Genomic DNA, 17,669 nt, shown 5'->3' with positions numbered 1-17,669 from the left:
TAAGATGGCCAAACGATATGATAAAGAATTTAAAGTATACGCAGTGAAACTGGTAGCCGAAGACGGTAGGAAAACAGCAGAAGTGGCAAGGGAATTAGATTTAGTCCCACAGACGCTGCAAAAATGGGTAGCTAAGTATAAGGAGGACCAAGAGGATAGTTTTGTAGGAAGTGGGAATCGAAGTCCTAAAGATCAAGCTGGATATGAAAAAGATAAACGGATTCGGGATTTGGAAGAGGAGGTAGCTATTTTAAAAAAGGCTATGGGCATCTTCGCAAAAAACCAGAGATAATTTATGTATTTATCCAAGAACACCGCCACGAATTTCGTGTAGAGAAGATGTGCCAAGTACTAGGTGTTTCCAAGAGTGGTTATTATGAGTGGAGAGATCGTCCTGTCAGCGATCGAGCCAAACGCAAACAAAAACTGACGTCCCAAATCAAACGTGTATTTATTGAATCGAAGAGAAGGTATGGAAGCCCTAAAATCACCCAGGTTTTACGTGGTGAAGGGATACCTGTTTCTCAAAAAACGGTGTCTCGTATCATGAGGGAAAATGGCTTACGTTCTAAAACGGTGAAGAAATATAAGGCGACAACGAACTCGAAGCATTCGCACCCTGTCTATCCAAATCTATTAAACCAAAATTTTCGGGTAGATAAGCCAGGACAAGTATGGGTGAGCGATATCACGTACATTTGGACCAAAGAAGGATGGCTCTACCTAGCGACCGTCATGGATTTGTTTTCCAGGCGAATTATTGGTTGGGCAATGAGTCATCGAATGACCAAAGAATTAACACTCACTGCATTAAAAAGAGCCATCAGCCAGCAAACGCCGCAAGAAGGGTTGATTCATCATTCAGATAGAGGCAGCCAATATGCAGCGAAGGAGTATCAGGCGCTTTTAAGAAAACATCATATCATCACAAGTATGAGCCGGAAAGGCAACTGTTATGATAATGCATGTATCGAGTCGTTTCATAGTGTGCTCAAGAAGGAATTAATCTTTCATGAGAATTATCAAACCAGAGAAGAAGCAAAGCGTAATATCTTCTCTTACATCATGACGTTTTATAATTTCAAGCGAATTCACTCGACCATTGGATATATGGCACCAATGGCGTATGAAAAAATGTATCTAAGGTAAGATAGCTTTATAGAAAAACGTACTAGCCTCTCTGTTAAAAGAAGGGGCGTTCTTTCCCCTTATTTTAACAGAGAGGGAAGCAAGCGGAGCGCGGTAGGAATTTAAAAAATTCACCATTTCTAGTGTCCAATTTCTTGACATAGATCCATAATATGGTTAATCGCATATACATGCACTACATATATTAGCGAAAATGAGTGGCCTTTTTTGAAGTAACCCATTAACATAAATGTTTATTAATTATCTAATAACCATTGTTACGACATAGGTCCTCCCCCTTTCAGCAATGGTTCAGCTATATGGACAGGGCTCTCCACCCCTTTTAAACCAGCCCCAACAATTCCCGCATTTTCTTTTAAGATACTTAGTGTCATCCTCTCCAGAATCCCAAACTGTTCAGGTATTAAGTAGTTTTGGAGTTCATCCTTTAGCAAATCTAAAAGAAATGGGTTGTTATTCATTACTCCTCCGCCAAATACAATTCTATGTGGATCCAATAAGCAAATGATGGAGTAAATACCATGAGCTAATGACTCAACAATTTCATCCATTGCAGAAAGCGCAATGGCGTTACCGTTATGATATTCCTGAAAAAAATCTGCTATTGAAATTTTCCTATCTTTAAAGTTCTTTTCAGCTAGTTTCTGAATTGCCGGACCGGACGCGGATTTTTCTAAATTAGCAATCCCATTTAGAGAGGATTTTGCCAGAACCGGGAACAATCCAATTTCCCCCGCAAATCCTGCCCCGCGTACAAATGACCCCTGATGAATAATGGAACAGGACACTCCAGTACTCACCGTTATGTATACAAAAGTATTTTGATCGTTTACATTTGCCTGCTTCCATTCTGCAAATGCCGCCATGTAGACATCATTATCAATGGTTATATTCTTTATCGAAAAGTAATCACGTAACCGCTTAACTATCGGAAAGTGATGCCAGGGCAGGTTATTTTGATATACAGCAATCCCATTATGGCGGTCTACTTTCCCTGGGACTCCTACCCCCATTCCTATCATGTTATTTTTTTCCATTTGCGATTTCGCTAGGACCTTTTCAATACTTAAAACTACCTGTTTAAACATTGCTTCTTTATCTGTCGGGTTGCTTTTAACCTCTGATCGATATAATATTTCAGCTTGCTGATTAATCACAACAGACGCAACCTTCGTACCACCTATATCAACACCTAATGCATACACCAAGTTGTTCACCTCTTATTTCATAAATCAAGCTAGAATGCGCTTTCAAAAATTAAATAAATTATTTAGTAAATAAATATAATAAAACATTTACTAATTTTTTTAATAATATCACGGAGTTATATTTTTGTCTATAAAAACTTGAATAAAAATTCGGTATAATGGAAAAGTATTGTCCAAAATTGGGTGAACTACTATAAAGAGAAAGGATGGAAAAAGAGAGGGCATTCTTGATAGTGATGAAAATAAATCAGGGTAAACTTGGTACATGATAAACTAGAAGCAGTCAGTGAACAATCTACGAAGATCTAAGAACAAGTCTATAGCCATTGTTGAAAGTAAAATCATCTAAAAAGAACCGGATCTGCTGGATGTAAGCTAGTTCGACGCCGGTTATTAACGCAGCATACCCTGCATAGGTGTTGTCTTATCCAATGGAGGCGGGTGTTGTACACAAGCCACTAAGCAGCTGGACTTGGAGATCGCCATTCCTTAAAATTTATATAATTAATACTAATATGCCAGATTATGCGCTGATTAAAGTAAAAACGCTGTAGACTTGAGCGGTGCGCTGTAGATTGATGGATAATCGCTGTAGAACGAGCCAGAATCGCTGTAGATTGTCCGGGATTCGCTGTAGATTGAAGCAAAAACGCTATAAATATCAGTTGATTTTGAAGGCAGAGAGTTTGTGGGGAAACGAGAGGAATATGGGAGGGATTAAGCGGACAGATAATGGTAAATTTGGTAAGTATTCTACTAATATTGATGACAAAGTAAAAGTAATTGAAAAAGAGGATTTACCTGATTGGATAAGTGAGTCATTTACAGACAGCGTTTATAGAACTGTAGTAACAAAAGAAAACATAACTTTTTATAGATCTTTTGGTGGTGGAGCAAGAGCTAATGGGGCATTGTAACTACTAGTTCAGGTGGTAATAGAATAAACGCAAAAATAAAATACTGTTGAGGAAATACTAGACAGTATGAAGCTGTAATAGAAGTTCCAAAGGGTAAGGTTTTAAACATAGGTAGAGTTGAAAAGCAATATATCAAAACAGGAACATTACTAGACGGAGATGGCGATCAAATACTGTTACCACAAGAATGGCCATCAGAATGGATAAAAGAAATTAGAGAAGTTCCGAGTAAATTCTATTCGAAATCTATTCAATTAATTGGAGTTTAATATAACAAATTAGTGGCGGTTATTTTCATAAAAAAACAATAACGGCTACTAATACACACAGCACTAGAACCGTTATTGTCTTTTCTATTTTGTTTCAACAGTCTCTTTAAAAAACTGTGGCAAATATTCTCTATGCGCATCAAGCATTTCATCAACGATTTGTTTAGCGATCGTATCAGATGGTGTAAGTGGATTAATCGTTAACGCAAGAACTGCTGTATTATAATTACCAGTTACTGCCGCTTCAGCCGCTACACGTTCAAATGATTTAATTGACTGAACAAGTCCACGAACAGGAACTGGCAAATCTCCGACGGTAATCGGCTTTGGACCATCCTTTGTGATAATACAGCTTACCTCTACCGCTGAATCATTCGGAATGCTGGCAATTGCACCACGGTTCATCGTGTTTACAGGCTGAATATCCCGTTTATCATTGTAAATAGAGGTAATCAATCGCACTGCAGCATCGGAATAATAAGCACCGCCGCGCTCTTCTAATTGTGGTGGTTTAATTACCAAATCAGGGTTCTTATATAATTCAAATAGTTCATTCTCAAGCTTTTGCACCACTTCAGCACGAGTACCTTCTGTTTCAGCGCTTTTCAAGGCCTTATCGACCATATCTTTGGATTTATAATAATAGTTATGGTACGGACATGGCAGTGCATTTAACGCCCGTAAGAACTCCGGCTCCCAACCCTGACCTTCAATATTTTTTACGAAGCTGCTGTTCTCAGGATCGGTTAATTTTTCCATCACCTGTTCCTTTACACTGACACCATCAACATAAACATCCAAACCATAAACCATGTGATTTAGCCCGGCAAAGTCAATGCGAACACGGGAATGATCCACATCTAATAATTTCGCAATACCCATTTCCATACCAATCGGCACATTGCAAAGCCCAACTACTTTTTCAATATTTGAATAACGCAGTACAGCCTCCGTTATCATTCCCGCTGGATTAGCAAAATTAATAAGCCAGGCATTCGGACATAATTCCTCCATTTCCTTGCAAATGTCCAAGATAACCGGAATAGTCCGTAACCCTTTAAACAATCCGCCAGGGCCATTTGTTTCCTGACCAAGGACACCATATTTCAACGGGATTCTCTCGTCTTTTGCCCGTGCATTAAGCAGCCCTACACGGAATTGAGTAGTAACGAAATCAGCGTCTTTTAATGCTTCCCTGCGATCTAGTGTTAAATAAACATCGATTGGCAGTCCAGCCTTAGCAATCATACGTTTAGCCAGGTTCCCGACAATTTCCAATTTTTCTTTTCCCTCTTCAATATCAACTAACCACAACTCTGATAACGGAAACTCCTCATATCGTTTAATAAATCCCTCGACAAGTTCCGGTGTGTAGCTGGAGCCTCCACCGATTGTTGCAATTTTGATTTTTTTACTCATAGTTGATCCCCCTAAGCAAGTTTTTTCTGAATAGCGATTAACTCTCCAGCCAGATCAATAACTGTTATCGCATTCATCAAATGATCCTGCGCATGCACAAGCAGTAATCTTACTTCTTTCTTTTCCCCTCTTGCTCCCCCTAAATTAAATCAGTCTGAAATCTATGTGCCTTGCAAGACACATCTAAGTGACTCCAAAAAATACTTATCATCCTATATCCCTATACGTCACGAGCTCTACATCTTTATCTAAAATGTTCTGAAGTATCTTTTTGTCCGTTAGTATAGTTAATTCTCTGGCACGTTGTAGAGCATAGGAGCTTCCCGAAAGCAAAGCTTCATCTATATACGCCGGGTGTGTCATAATTTCTGCTGAATCATATGAGCCTACTTTATCTAGTATTTTCAACAAAACATCAGATGTTAATTGATCCCCATAAAAACGTTGGTCAAAATACTGAACCATATTCAACTGGGTTGCTCCTGAGTGATTAGTTACATTTCGAATTGGCAGGTTGTACTTGTTTGCCAGCTTTTCTACAATAGGAAACACCTTTTCATGACCGTGTAAATGATGGTGACTGTCGAGGTGTGTAGGAACTAGACCAAATGAAAGAAATTTTTCGATTTGACTTGTATACTCTTTCTCTATATCCCTTTCCTCGGCATTCCAACTCATTCCATCGATTTTACGAAACTTTCCCTCTTTATCGATGAGGGAAGGTACATTATTGTTAACCGGAAATCCACAGTCTAATACAAGATGTACACCTACTCCGAGCCCAGGGTTCACTTTAGCGAGTGCTGCAGCATCATCGGCAAACGGCATATTCGTCATCATTGTACTTGATGTTACGATACCATTTTTATACGCTTCAATAATTCCCAAATTAACGCCCTTGGAATAACCAAAATCGTCCGCATTGATAATTAACTTTGTCATATCCCACACCCTCTCTACTTTTCCTGATTATTTACAACTAATGATTCGCGGCATTTTCAAATCATTGCCATTCCAACTCGCTCTTCAGAAAGAATTGGGATTGGATCTATTTGTAAACAGTCAGTCCTAAAAAACCCGTTGAAACAATTTAAGAAACATCTAGTGGGCCAAAACTTCAAGCTTAGCTTATATCCAATCCCTTGCATTGATTTGATCTTGCTTCCATATTTAGAGATAACACTATTTAGTTCCATTATATCATTCCTGACTGTTCTGTGAGCTACCTAGATAACATTAGCAAGTATCCACATGTTATTGGAAATTTTGCTGACATTTAGTTCTCTCAATATAGTTGTCATTCGATTGTTTCGCATATGATCAATTCTATTCACCAAAATAGGTTTTATTTAAAATCGGAAATTCGAGCTGCGATTCTCTATCGATATCTCATTACGTGAAGGTATTCCGTGGGAAATGTATTTTTATTTTGAAATATATCTCTAAAAGCAAGTATGGTCAATCTGACTTAAACAAGGTTGAAGAAAGAATGTAGCCAAAGAAAACAACCTTCACTTCTACCACCTTACTATAAAAAGTGGTTAAGCGTAATAAAGTTGTATAATTCATATCCTTAATCCTCCAGAATCTGGGCCATTTTGCGGAACAAGGATTAGAGATCACAGGGAGAGAAGAGTTTAGCATTGATGAATATTTTATGTACCCTATTTTGAGAATAATGGTAATGATACTTGGAATGTTTTAGACTATGTTTGGAAGTGACTTGTCTTAGGAGAGGAGAATAAAAATGATTAGCCCATCTCCCTGTAAAAAATTTCATTTTCAAATGATTCATGATCCAATATATCAGAACAAAGGCGCAAGCGCCCGTTTAGCAACGTACAAACTGGAGCACTTCGCAATGAGATAAAGGAAACACGGTGAGCTGGAAGCGAACCGATGTTGACTTATCGTAGTGGAGAAGTGTGAAGTTTGCTAGTTGCTGGGCGCTGGAGCCGGACGTGGCTCTCGCAGAAAGTGACATTAACGCAACCTAAATTTTTATACTTTCCTATAACTTAAGAATACATCAAAAACCCCACCACAACTCCATCAGCATAAATGGCGAAGGGGATAGCTGGTTCCCCGTCTTCATTTGGTACAATGATACTTTTTATTTGGAGATATTTTCGTTTAAGATAATGGGTTAAAGAGGAACATTTATTCATTTATTGGGCGCATTTCAGGAATAAATTTCTTCCTGAAGTGGGCGTTTTTCTTGAAAAAGAAAAACGCTCAAATCTGTAATGGCATTAAAATTATATACTGGCCTACTTCATGAAAATTTTCATCAATCTATTGTAAAATGGATGAATCATGTAACCAGTGGGGTTTATCGAATACCTTTTTCCCGTGTTGAGTTGGCTGATTTTCCCCATTTCTTCATGGGTTAACACAAAATCAAAAATCTCGCTGTTCTCCTTAATTCTTTTTGGATTTGATGATTTTGGAATAATAATAATGCCTCGTTGTAGATGCCAACGTAGAATGACTTGGGCTACCGTTTTCTGATGATCACGGGCAATGATTTTTAACTCTGGATGTTCTAATAACGCTTTATTCCCTTGTCCTAAAGGTCCCCAAGCCTCATGTAAGATGTGATGATTCTTGAGGTAGTCGTGAAGTTCATTTTGCGGGAACTCCGGGTGCGTTTCAATCTGGTTAATCATCGGTGGGATTTCGGAATGTTTCTTGATGTTTTCAAGGTGTTGAATTTCAAAATTCGCAACGCCAATGACCTTGATCCTTCCCTCCATGTATAGTTCCTCCATTGCCTTCCATGTTTCCAGATAGTGAGAGGAAGCAAAATGGATGAGGTACATATCCAGATACCTTACATTCAGCTTTTTACAGGTTTGATCAAACGCCTTCTTGGTCGCTTTGTAGCCGTGATCCGTATTCCACACTTTAGAAGTGATGAAAAATTGTTCTCGGGGAATCTGACTTTTTTCAATGGCTGTTCCTAATGCTTTTTCATTTCCATAAATTTTTGCCGTATCAAAATGGCGATATCCTACCCGTATAGCCTCACGAATCGCCCTTTCAAACTCTTCTTTTTTCTTAATTTTGTACACCCCGAAACCCAATTGAGGGATTTTCACGCCATTAACCGCTTCATTTGTCTTAGTTTCTACAGTCATTTTCATACCCCGTTCCTTTCGGCCTGATATAGGATAGTGTCTGATTCACATTTCAAGAACATTTCCTCAATCTGATCGATGAGACCTTTAAGTGACTTGAACTTGCTTTTGGAGTCCAGGTGATAATAATTCATGGTTCCAACTTTATGCACACTAATGATCTGTGCATCCTTCAAGATTTTTAAATGATGGGATACAGTTGGGCGTGAAAGATGTGTTTTTGCCGTAATCTCTCCCACCCGCATACCGGGATGTTGTAGTCCTTGCATTAGGGTAATAAGGATGGCTTGCCTGGTTTGATCTCCGATTGCAAACAATATATCCTGATTTTCATTGAATTTGTTTACCAGATTTTCTCCGTCTCCATGATTAATCATTTTTTTCCTCTCCCCATAAGATAGTTTATATTTTTAAGCCAATAAAATCCTCTTCTCCAATGTCTTCGGTAGCTGCTTTTTTCAATTGGATTAATGAATTAATTCCTTCGACGAAATAAGAATATCACGGTTCTTATTTTTAAGCCACATCGAGAAAGAAAATCGAGATCATTGACTTTTGAAGCTACCAAACCTGCCATTCGTTGGTATTAAAGACACTTCTGTTACAATAAGGATGTTCCTCAAAAGGGCGCGATTGTGGAGCAGTTTTTTACAACTTTTTTATCACAAATTCTGTTCGTAACGGGAATCGAACATGAAAATTAAACAACTATTTTTAAGGCAGCCGCAATTTGGGTTGGAAGAATGCGGCTTTCGCTCGTTAAAATTATGCAACTTTATTTTTGTTGGACAGTGGTGAATTACTGGTTAAAAATTGATGCCAAACGCTCTTTGGATAAAACAAAAGCAAACAGGTTAAACTAACCGTACGTTTTAGAAATTCGGTAAAGAGGTGAACCTTATGGGGATAGCTAATATCGGCATTCCGGGCTTAATTCTCATTATCATTCTGGCTCTGATTATTTTCGGGCCCAGGAAGCTGCCGGAAATCGGTAAGGCTGCCGGCCAAACATTAAATGAATTTAAGCAATCAGCCAGTGATTTGATCAGTGATGGTGACGAAGATAACTTGGCGAACAAGAAAAAGGAAAAGCCATAAAATGACCAAAGATAAAGTGGAACTTCTTCTTTCGGTGGGGGTATTACAGCCCGATAATGCGTGATAAAAATACACTAGAAGAGAGGAAACAAAACTCATCTTTTCTAGTGTATTTTTAAGAGCTATACAAAAAGTGCGTGTCACTACACTCATTATTATATGAAACGCGGCTTATAGCAAAAAACAAAATCCCTATAATTAAAGTTCAAGTGCCCTTAACCCCGCACCAATAACCCCTTGCTCATTACCCAACCTGCTAATGTCCATCTCATCCAGAATATGTTTCTGTTCTTCAATCAAATAACTAGCCAATTTTTCCCTTACTACATTTAGCAAATAAGGATTGTGCGTCGCAACACTTCCGCCAAAAACAATTTTATGCGGATCCAATAAGCTATGGATCATGTAAACGCCATGCGTAAGTGATGATGCCATTTCATCAATTAGCTGTTTTACTTTAGCATCGCCACTATAAAATGCTGAAAAGAGTTCCTTCGCTGTTAAGGAATCATCCCCATATTCTTCTCTCGCACGGGCCTGTACAGCAGGACCCGAGGCAGTCCATTCAAGTCGCTCCAAATGTTTACCCCGATCCCCCGCATATACCGGAACTAAACCAATTTCACCAGCAAAGCCCGCCCCGCGAATAAATTGCCCTCCCTGAATAATCGCACAAGCAATTCCTGTACTTATGGTTATGTAAACGAATAATTCCTTTTCCCCTAGACCTGCTTCCTTCCACTCGGCAAATGCCGCCATGTAGACATCATTATCGATGACAACCCTATCAATCTGCAGCGCTTCTTGTATTCGATTGACAAATCGGAAATTACTCCATGGCAAATTATTTTGAAAAACAGCAATACCGTTTTCCCGGTCAACTTTTCCGGGAATTCCTGCACCAATCCCATAAATTTCATTAGCCGGAATACTGGAATGATTTAAGAGAGCTTCCACAGATGTGATGACTTGTGAAAACATCCGCTCTTTGTCAGAAGGGTCGCTTTTTACTACTTCCTTTTGGATCAAATCCCCTTTTTCATTGACGATTCCGGAGGCAATTTTTGTTCCGCCGATATCGATTCCGATTGCATACTTCATCTAAATCCCTACCTTCATTTTTTCCAGAAATCAAAAGGGAGGGCAAACCAGACCTACCCCAAGGTTTTGCCCTTTTACCCATTTTCAAGTAAACTTCCGATTATAATTCCAAAGCAAAAACAGTAGTCCGGCAAGGCCGATTAATTGGGTGAACAACTCCATCCTGCCAACTGTCCGTTGTCCGTTAATAATTAAAAACATGCAAAAGAGAAAGAAGACAATTTTTAAGATCCGAAAGATATTATCCTTCATCTGAAAATTCCTCCCATATTATTTCACTTGGTGCCAATTTCACGCTATGTTTTTTACCATAACCATCGTAGACATCGGTGACTTGTTTTTCTGTTGAATTGTTAACTACTGCATATTTTTTAATTTCCGGGTATGCATGAACCTCGCAATGTATATTGGAAGCATACCAAATTTTAAATTGGTCCTCCTTATGTGCTGCATAAAACAATGCCCGCATCAGCAACCGTGTATTCTCATGACTGAAAGGAAGACCGGCGATATATACACCGCGACCTTTTCCAAATGGGGAACTGGAAAGATGGATTCCCCCGTCAGTGTACTCAATAATTTCCGTTTCATCACATAATGCATAGATGTTTTTCATACTTTCGCCAAAATCATACCCATTACTATCTTCTGCAATAAAATGGGAATCGACCGCTTCTGTAAAGTATTTATTTGTTGATAAACTGAAGCCTAATTCTTTATCGACGCCCAATACATTGGCAAGCTGGAAATAACGCCCTTCATGATGGCATGCGGTTGGTTCTCCAATACCGATAAAACCGCCGCCATTGTATACCCACTCTCTTATTTTTGCGGTCAATGCTTCATCAAGCCATCGCTCACCACCGGAGAAGGCAGTACCAGCGTCGCCCACATTAACGATGACATCCACATCCTCAGGAACGCCATGTTCGATCACATCATCAAAACGAATGAACGTAACATCTACAGCAGAACCGCTGAGTGCTTCCAAAACACCATGATACGAATAGGTTTGTTTGTACCATTTCCCATGTGCTACTGTGTGTGACTGCCACGTTCTCAGTTTGCCCCAGGCATTTAAGATAGCAACTTTGATTCCGGCATATGGCTTCACATCCTTGATTTTGCTGTAAATATCACGGAATTCATCCGTAATATGCTCGACATAATTAACAAAGTCAGGAAATTTGTAGGCTAAACTTACATATCCACCATAGCCAATCCGGTCAAGCGGCTTGCGCATCAGTGCTCTTCTGGCAGTCAGCCAATTTTCATTCGCTTCAATTACTGGGTTGTTACCTTCGTAAAACGTATCTGGGAAAAAGTAAGGCAAAAATCTTCCCTCTGTATATCTTACATTCGGGATGTCGGCGATCATTCGCAATGTTGTTCCATCGCCGACACTTCCGACAACCGCATCGATTCCTGTTTCCGCAAAATACTTACCATATGGCTCCGTTCCAATCCAGTTATCGCCTAAAAACATCATGGCTTCCTTGCCACTTTCGTGGACCGACTCCACCAGTTCCTTTACTTCCCGCGCAACAAATTGCTGAATAAAGTCCATATAATCCAAATAGGCATTTGATGGGACCCGAAACGTTGTATTGTAATAGCCTTGGTCAACAATATCTTCCGGTCTTAACCGATACCCTTTTTCTTGTTCAAATGCTTCCAATGCAGCTACAGATACACTTGCTCCATATCCAAACCAGTCCACAAATTTTTCTTTGCCTAAATGATTGAATACCAATGTAAAATGATAGAAAAAGGTGGTGAATCGGACGACATCTGTATCCGGGTTTTCCTTCAGCCATTTTTTTAAATAGGTTTTAATAAACTGATTCGAATGCGGCTGGCGGGCATCAAATGGAATTTCATGCGGTTTATCTCCCCAGTCATTCGTTATATGGTTGTACATTTGTGTCGGATCCCATTTCATATAGGCTAAAAACGAAACCGTATATTCGTGCCAAGGTACTGCATTTCGAATCAGCAGCAGATTCGCAGTTTTTTTGACCTCCCAATTATCCGTATCAACTACTTCCCCGGTTGTCCGGTCGATGACCTCCCACCAAACTTTAGGGTCATGTATATAATCAGGCTCGATTTGCTCGGTAAAATACCCGTTCATAAATGCGATTTCCAGTTCTGTATCCTTCGCGGTATTGTACTGTGACATCAGATACAGCTGCTGTACTTCTTCTGGATGCTGCTCGGCAAATTCATTGTGGCTGCGCGCCACAAAATAAGTTGTATATATTTTTGCATCCAGTTGTTTTATTTCATCGTCGAGTTTCGTTCCATCGCTGTCACGGAGTGCATCTGCTCCCCAGCGTTCCATCAGTTCTTTTGTTTCCTCCAAGAAGTTTTGCTCACTTGGCAGCGTAACTCTCCCTTTTGACTTCTTCATTTCCTGCACCTATCCTTTCACTCCTCCAACAGTCATACCTTGTGTCAACCGCTTTTGAACGATGATATATAAAATTAATGTAGGCATCATGACGATTACCATGCCGGCATATAACGGTCCGTAGTTAACTGCCGATCGTTCAGCAGCCATCAAGTTCAACAGCCCAACCGGGAGCGTTTGATTTCCCCCAGGCATTAGCGTCAGTGCCAAAATATATTCATTCCAAAACAACAGAAAGTTAAAGAGAATAACGATCACAATACTTGGTGTTGCCATTGGCAGCATAACCGAGAACATCGTCCGGTAATATCCCGCACCATCAATGCTTGCTGCTTCTTCAAAATCAGATGGCAATGTCTCAAAATAGCTGGATAAGAGATAGATTGTAAACGGCAGTGCTGTGGCAGCATAGATAAGGGCAAGCATAAATCGATTGTTTAAAAAGAAACCATCCCCCAATATACCTTTGATAACCGTATCCCAATCCAGCAGCATGAGAAAAATTGGTACCGCAATATAGCTGACATTAATAAACAGACCCGCTTTTACAAAGGAATTAAGAAAATTGCTCCCCTTAAATTTAAATCTGGATAGCACATATGCTGCGGGCAAAGCCACAACTAGCAAAATCAATAAAGCCAGGGCGGTAACAACTACGGAATTAAGCAAGTATTCCCCCATTTTTGCCGCCTGAAATGCTTCTATAAAATTTTCAAAATGAAAACCATCCGGCAGCGTCCAGGGACTCCCATAGAATTCCGAATTTCCCTTGACGGAAGCCATAAAAACCCATGCGACTGGCACAATAATCGAAATGGCCAAGGCAATTAAAGCAACATAAATAAACAGTTTAACAAGTGTATCTGTGCTGAGACCTTTTGATTTTTTCATGAAATAGTAGAACCTCCTTCCTTAATACTCCAGGACGTCGCGCTTTGTAATGCGACTAACAATGGCGGCAAGGACAAATGAGAAAAGGAAGACAACGACACCGATTGCCATGCCGTAACCATATGTCGAATTTCCATAAGCCTGATCGTACATATAAGACAGGAAGACTTCTGTTGACCCATCAGGCCCTCCGCCTGTCATCGCTTTAACGAGCAAGAAGCTCAAATTAATCGTACTGATAATAAAGAATGTTAATGTGGTACGCAGATTATTCCATATGAGCGGCAATGTAATACTAGTAAACTGTTTCATTTTACTTGCGCCCTCCAGTGAAGCCGCTTCATAGTAGCTTGCTGGAATACTAGCCATACTCGACATGTACATCACCATGTAATAACCAATTGCCTGCCAGATCAAAGCAGCCCCAACACTGAAGATAACGATATCCTGGTTGCCTAGCCACATCTGCTGCAAGCTTTCCAAACTGAATACATCAAGAATGCTGTTCAACAATCCGCTTGACGGGTCGTAAATAGCCGAAAAGATACCGGCAATTACGACTATCGATAGAATGTTAGGGACGTAGAATATAACCCGGAAAAAGTTTCCACCTCGCACATTCTCTTTTGTTAAAACAGCCGCAAAAAAGAGTGCAATAACCAGGGTTACAAGGGCTACGATCACGATTAGTAAAATGGAATTTTGAAATGAACGAATAAAGTTCATATCATTCCACAAAACTTTGAAATTATCAAAACCTACAAATTGCTGATGATTCGAAAACCCACCCCATTGATAAAGCGACATGCGGAAAACTTCGATTGTCGGTACCACCATAAAAAGAATCAGTAATAGTAATGCCGGCGCAATACATACGCCAATAAACAGATTCCTGGACTTCTTTTTACTCAAAAAACTTCACCTCTTTCTACAAAAGTGGATTTCTAGGCAGCAGCTGGCTCACTGCACCCTGCCAGACTGGCCGCTGGGTGCACCGGAGCTGATGATGACGGAATAAAACGGTGAGACATAACTTCTCACCGTTTAACTTTATCATCAGATATAAACACTAGAAACGGCTTAATTCATAGCTGGTCTTAGTTTGTCACTAGCTTCTTCAACGTTTTTTTGCCATTCCTTATAGGAAATATCACCGCTCATTAAACTATCAATTGAACCGTATAATGTATCTCCCATGTTGACTCCCGGAACAGGTTTAGTTGAAGCAAATGTCCCCATAGCCGGAAGTGCTCCTTCCTCCTCATAGATGCCATAGAAGGTTTGCTTTTGGCCATCCAATTGATCGGTCATACCATTAATTGGCTGTACTGCACCAGCTTCTAAGAACGCCTGAGCTGCATCATCTGAATACATGTACGTAATAAAATCCTTTGCGGCATCTTTATTTTCAGCAGCAGACGGAATCCACATTTGCTCAAAGAAGGTAAATGCGTACCGGTCTCCACCATCTTTAAATGCAGGAATCGGCATCATCCCCCATTCAAAGTTATCTGCTCTTGGGGCATCCTTCATTTCATCAACAACCCAGTTCCCATTCGGCATGAACAATGCTTTATTGTCCAAAATCATTTGCTGGTTTTTGGTAAAGTCATTTGGATTGGCGTTTGCAACTGTATTGGGATGCGTATAATCTGCTAACTTTTTAACCGTTTCAAATACCTGTGTTGCTTCTTTCGACTCCCAAACATCATCTTCATAGGTCATTGCAGAATTAAAAAATTCAGGACCACCGGAAGCATACAACATGGAACCAATGAATGTGTCAAAGTATCCGGTTGTCGGATACGTAAAGAGTGAAATCCCCTCTTCGGCAGCTTTATCACCCAATTCCCACATTTCATCCCAAGTCTGCGGAATTTCCCAGCCTTTTTCTTCAAATAATCCAGCATTATAGAACAATCCAGTCGGGCTATAAAACATCGGTGCCAAATACGTTTTGCCATCATCGTACGGATTGGTAGCAAGTGTATCGGTAAACCCATCCAGTAATTTATCCTCTACCTTTACATCTTCACCAGACACATCCATCCCGAGAACATCCGTAATATCTTCCAATCCGTTTTCCTTAATTAACGTTTCAGTAAGTGCTTCAGGTCTGCCAGTTGCCAGTAAAACAACATCCGGATACTCGCCTGCCTGCATATTTGGCCGGATTACTTCTTCAAGGTTCTTTTTAACGGTCAACTCAACCTTGACATTTTTATTAGCAGCTTCATAGGATTTAACGATCTCATCCCACATATCCGGACCATATGCCGATTCTAAAGCAGCAACATGTAAAGTCGTTTCCGATCCTGCTGCTCCATCAGCAGATTTCTTGGATCCGCTGTTATCCTTACCCGAACATGCAGCTAAACTAAGTGTTATCAAGATAATTGATATACCAAATAAAAGACTCTTCATCTTCATAATTGGGTGCCCCCTATTTTTAATTTTACTTTTCGTTTTTATCGTACACATCTTAAAACGCTTTCACAATAAACATCTTGTCGAGATTTTTATATATCTTGCTTTTTATGTCGAACACCAATAAAATAAAAGTTATGGGAAAAGTTTGCTAATTAAGGAGGGGTGAAAATGTCCTACGAGGTTTATAAAATGAAGGATTTTTCTACTAAAAAGATGCCTTTTAAACTTTTGTATGTTACACGGTCGGAATATGACAAAGGGTGGCACAGCACACAACATACCCATCACTTTACGGAACTTTTCTATATCGTAAAAGGGAAAGGGTCCTTTATACTGCCGGATCATGATATCCCGGTTAAAGAAAACGATTTGGTCATTATTAATCCAAACGTTGAGCATACGGAAAAGTCCAATCATCAGGATTCACTTGAATACATTGCATTGGGAATTGAAGGATTGTCTTTCTCGCTCCCGGAGGAAAAGGACTCACAAATGGGGTTGTATACGTATCAAGGTGATCGCGTGGATATTCTATTCTACCTTAACAAATTATTGGATGAAATTCAGCATAATCATGATGAATATGAAGTCATCTGCCAAAATATCATTGAAATACTCATTGTCAAATTGCGTCGCGGCAAAAAATTTACCATTGAAAAAACGCAGCCTAAAAACATCAATAAAGCAGTTGCTTTCATTAAGTATTATATCAATCAAAATTACCGTGATCCGATTACACTCGATACATTGGCCAAGGCAGGACATATTAATAAATATTATTTGGCCCATACCTTTAAAAAGGATATCGGAATTTCCCCCATCGAATATTTAAACCAGGTCAGAATCAGGGAATCGCAAATTCTGCTGGAGACAACCAATTATAATATTGCCCACATAGCTGAATTCATCGGCTTTTCTTCCCAATCCTTTTTTGCCCAGGCATTTAAACGCGCAACCGGGCAAACACCATCTAAATATCGGAAAAAAGCTGGGAAAGAGGTGGAAGGTAAATAGAACCTGCTAACTGGATCGGCTGCTTGTTTTGGGATCAGCGACCTTTTCGGTTTTGGTCGGTGAATTTCCGCTTTTGATCAGCAGTTTCTCCATTTCGATCAGCGCTTTTCCACTTTCGATCAGCGAATTTCCGCTTTCGATCAGCGGTTTCTCCATTTCGATCAGCGGTTTCCCGCTTTCGATCAGCGGTTTCTCCATTTCGATCAGCGAATTCCCACTTTTGATCGGCGACTTCCCACTTTCGATCAGCGGTTTCTCCATTTCGATCAGCAAATTCCCGCTTTCGATCAGCGACTTCCCGCTTTTGATCGGCAACTTCCTACTTTCGATCAGCGAATTCCCACTTTTGATCAGCGATTTCTCCATTTCGATCAGCGACTTCCCACTTTTGATCGGCGACTTCCCACTTTCGATCAGCGAATTCCCGCTTTTGATCAGCGATTTCTCCATTTCGATCAGCGACTTCCCACTTTTGATCGGCGACTTCCCACTTTCGATCAGCGAATTCCCGCTTTCGATAAAGGGACTTCTTCCTTTCTCCCTAACAGTCTACCAACAGGGAGGATAATTTTCCTCCCCGCTGATTTTTCATAAACGGGTAGTGAATACGCGTCTTGTTT

General features: G+C 40.0%; 16 protein-coding genes and 1 pseudogene. 4 read left to right on the top strand and 13 right to left on the bottom strand.

Features of this window, described 5'->3' with window-relative positions:
- Positions 1 to 4: 4 nt before the first annotated feature.
- Positions 5 to 1,149, top strand: a protein-coding gene (locus CZ382_RS17045; protein ID WP_200809510.1) for an IS3 family transposase whose coding sequence is annotated in 2 segments (ribosomal slippage) — positions 5 to 263 and positions 263 to 1,149 — 1,146 coding nt in all. Because the reading frame shifts where the segments join, the coding sequence is not laid out codon by codon here.
- A 257-nt stretch (positions 1,150 to 1,406) separates the two neighbouring features.
- Here CZ382_RS17045 and CZ382_RS17040 read toward each other — a convergent pair.
- Positions 1,407 to 2,354: an ROK family protein gene (locus tag CZ382_RS17040; RefSeq protein WP_327366152.1), complete on the bottom strand. Its 948-nt coding sequence runs from the start codon at positions 2,352 to 2,354 to the stop codon at positions 1,407 to 1,409.
- A 641-nt stretch (positions 2,355 to 2,995) separates the two neighbouring features.
- Between CZ382_RS17040 and CZ382_RS24345 the strand changes: the two genes are divergently transcribed.
- Positions 2,996 to 3,274 (top strand): hypothetical protein, encoded by a 279-nt coding sequence (locus CZ382_RS24345; RefSeq protein ID WP_155554214.1) that lies wholly within the window; start codon positions 2,996 to 2,998, stop codon positions 3,272 to 3,274.
- 353 nt (positions 3,275 to 3,627) lie between these two features.
- Here the strand turns inward: CZ382_RS24345 and CZ382_RS17030 are convergent, their stop codons facing one another.
- The 5 genes and pseudogenes from CZ382_RS17030 to CZ382_RS17005 all read right to left on the bottom strand — a co-directional run bounded on the left by CZ382_RS17030 (position 3,628) and on the right by CZ382_RS17005 (position 8,479).
- A complete protein-coding gene (locus CZ382_RS17030; protein ID WP_088052398.1) occupies positions 3,628 to 4,962 on the bottom strand; it encodes a 6-phospho-beta-glucosidase in 1,335 nt (444 codons plus the stop codon).
- Between the two features lie 11 nt (positions 4,963 to 4,973).
- A pseudogene (locus CZ382_RS17025) lies at positions 4,974 to 5,134 on the bottom strand (PTS lactose/cellobiose transporter subunit IIA); the annotation flags it as partial.
- A gap of 35 nt (positions 5,135 to 5,169) precedes the next feature.
- Complete coding sequence (gene chbG, locus CZ382_RS17020) at positions 5,170 to 5,904, bottom strand: chitin disaccharide deacetylase (RefSeq protein WP_088052397.1); 735 nt, start codon at positions 5,902 to 5,904, stop codon at positions 5,170 to 5,172.
- Between the two features lie 1,328 nt (positions 5,905 to 7,232).
- A complete protein-coding gene (locus CZ382_RS17010) occupies positions 7,233 to 8,102 on the bottom strand; it encodes an aldo/keto reductase (protein ID WP_196406289.1) in 870 nt (289 codons plus the stop codon).
- Between the two features lie 2 nt (positions 8,103 to 8,104).
- The gene (locus tag CZ382_RS17005) at positions 8,105 to 8,479 is read right to left on the bottom strand and encodes an ArsR/SmtB family transcription factor (RefSeq protein ID WP_088052394.1); all 375 of its coding nucleotides are present in this window, start codon (positions 8,477 to 8,479) and stop codon (positions 8,105 to 8,107) included.
- A 523-nt stretch (positions 8,480 to 9,002) separates the two neighbouring features.
- Here CZ382_RS17005 and CZ382_RS17000 point away from each other — a divergent pair.
- Complete coding sequence (locus CZ382_RS17000; protein ID WP_088052393.1) at positions 9,003 to 9,200, top strand: twin-arginine translocase TatA/TatE family subunit; 198 nt, start codon at positions 9,003 to 9,005, stop codon at positions 9,198 to 9,200.
- 198 nt (positions 9,201 to 9,398) lie between these two features.
- On the opposite strand, the gene CZ382_RS16995 is transcribed toward CZ382_RS17000, so the two are convergent.
- The 6 genes from CZ382_RS16995 to CZ382_RS16975 all read right to left on the bottom strand — a co-directional run bounded on the left by CZ382_RS16995 (position 9,399) and on the right by CZ382_RS16975 (position 16,035).
- Positions 9,399 to 10,301 (bottom strand): ROK family protein, encoded by a 903-nt coding sequence (locus CZ382_RS16995; protein ID WP_088052392.1) that lies wholly within the window; start codon positions 10,299 to 10,301, stop codon positions 9,399 to 9,401.
- A gap of 84 nt (positions 10,302 to 10,385) precedes the next feature.
- Complete coding sequence (locus CZ382_RS23985) at positions 10,386 to 10,553, bottom strand: DUF6903 family protein (protein ID WP_200809541.1); 168 nt, start codon at positions 10,551 to 10,553, stop codon at positions 10,386 to 10,388.
- The gene (gene gnpA, locus CZ382_RS16990; protein WP_088053516.1) at positions 10,543 to 12,714 is read right to left on the bottom strand and encodes a 1,3-beta-galactosyl-N-acetylhexosamine phosphorylase; all 2,172 of its coding nucleotides are present in this window, start codon (positions 12,712 to 12,714) and stop codon (positions 10,543 to 10,545) included. Before gnpA ends, CZ382_RS23985 begins: the two co-directional genes overlap by 11 nt.
- 9 nt (positions 12,715 to 12,723) lie before the next feature.
- A complete protein-coding gene (locus tag CZ382_RS16985) occupies positions 12,724 to 13,605 on the bottom strand; it encodes a carbohydrate ABC transporter permease (RefSeq protein ID WP_088052391.1) in 882 nt (293 codons plus the stop codon).
- A gap of 21 nt (positions 13,606 to 13,626) precedes the next feature.
- Complete coding sequence (locus CZ382_RS16980; RefSeq protein WP_407701328.1) at positions 13,627 to 14,442, bottom strand: carbohydrate ABC transporter permease; 816 nt, start codon at positions 14,440 to 14,442, stop codon at positions 13,627 to 13,629.
- Between the two features lie 243 nt (positions 14,443 to 14,685).
- Positions 14,686 to 16,035 carry a carbohydrate ABC transporter substrate-binding protein gene (locus tag CZ382_RS16975; RefSeq protein ID WP_088052389.1) on the bottom strand — a complete coding sequence of 450 codons (1,350 nt, stop codon included), beginning with the start codon at positions 16,033 to 16,035 and terminating at the stop codon, positions 14,686 to 14,688.
- Between the two features lie 168 nt (positions 16,036 to 16,203).
- Here CZ382_RS16975 and CZ382_RS16970 point away from each other — a divergent pair, with 168 nt between their 5' ends.
- On the top strand, positions 16,204 to 17,049 hold the full coding sequence (locus CZ382_RS16970) for a helix-turn-helix domain-containing protein (protein ID WP_088052388.1): 846 nt from the start codon (positions 16,204 to 16,206) through the stop codon (positions 17,047 to 17,049).
- Between the two features lie 6 nt (positions 17,050 to 17,055).
- On the opposite strand, the gene CZ382_RS16965 is transcribed toward CZ382_RS16970, so the two are convergent.
- The gene (locus CZ382_RS16965; protein ID WP_088052387.1) at positions 17,056 to 17,499 is read right to left on the bottom strand and encodes a hypothetical protein; all 444 of its coding nucleotides are present in this window, start codon (positions 17,497 to 17,499) and stop codon (positions 17,056 to 17,058) included.
- Positions 17,500 to 17,669 lie beyond the last annotated feature (170 nt).

The organism is Virgibacillus dakarensis (assembly GCF_900155625.1).
Classification (GTDB): Bacteria; Bacillota; Bacilli; order Bacillales; family Amphibacillaceae; genus Lentibacillus_C; species Lentibacillus_C populi.
This window is presented reverse-complemented; position numbering and strand designations above follow the sequence as displayed.

Bases quoted from the DNA above. Each gene is read 5' to 3' on its own strand.
- CZ382_RS17030 (WP_088052398.1), bottom strand. From the start codon at position 4,962: ATGAGTAAAAAAATCAAAATTGCAACAATCGGTGGAGGCTCCAGCTAC.
- chbG (WP_088052397.1), bottom strand. From the start codon at position 5,904: ATGACAAAGTTAATTATCAATGCGGACGATTTTGGTTATTCCAAGGGC.
- CZ382_RS17010 (WP_196406289.1), bottom strand. From the start codon at position 8,102: ATGACTGTAGAAACTAAGACAAATGAAGCGGTTAATGGCGTGAAAATC.
- CZ382_RS17005 (WP_088052394.1), bottom strand. From the start codon at position 8,479: ATGATTAATCATGGAGACGGAGAAAATCTGGTAAACAAATTCAATGAA.
- CZ382_RS17000 (WP_088052393.1), top strand. From the start codon at position 9,003: ATGGGGATAGCTAATATCGGCATTCCGGGCTTAATTCTCATTATCATT.
- CZ382_RS16995 (WP_088052392.1), bottom strand. From the start codon at position 10,301: ATGAAGTATGCAATCGGAATCGATATCGGCGGAACAAAAATTGCCTCC.
- CZ382_RS23985 (WP_200809541.1), bottom strand. From the start codon at position 10,553: ATGAAGGATAATATCTTTCGGATCTTAAAAATTGTCTTCTTTCTCTTT.
- gnpA (WP_088053516.1), bottom strand. From the start codon at position 12,714: ATGAAGAAGTCAAAAGGGAGAGTTACGCTGCCAAGTGAGCAAAACTTC.
- CZ382_RS16985 (WP_088052391.1), bottom strand. From the start codon at position 13,605: ATGAAAAAATCAAAAGGTCTCAGCACAGATACACTTGTTAAACTGTTT.
- CZ382_RS16980 (WP_407701328.1), bottom strand. From the start codon at position 14,442: ATGGTGGTACCGACAATCGAAGTTTTCCGCATGTCGCTTTATCAATGG.
- CZ382_RS16975 (WP_088052389.1), bottom strand. From the start codon at position 16,035: ATGAAGATGAAGAGTCTTTTATTTGGTATATCAATTATCTTGATAACA.
- CZ382_RS16970 (WP_088052388.1), top strand. From the start codon at position 16,204: ATGTCCTACGAGGTTTATAAAATGAAGGATTTTTCTACTAAAAAGATG.
- CZ382_RS16965 (WP_088052387.1), bottom strand. From the start codon at position 17,499: ATGGAGAAATCGCTGATCAAAAGCGGGAATTCGCTGATCGAAAGTGGG.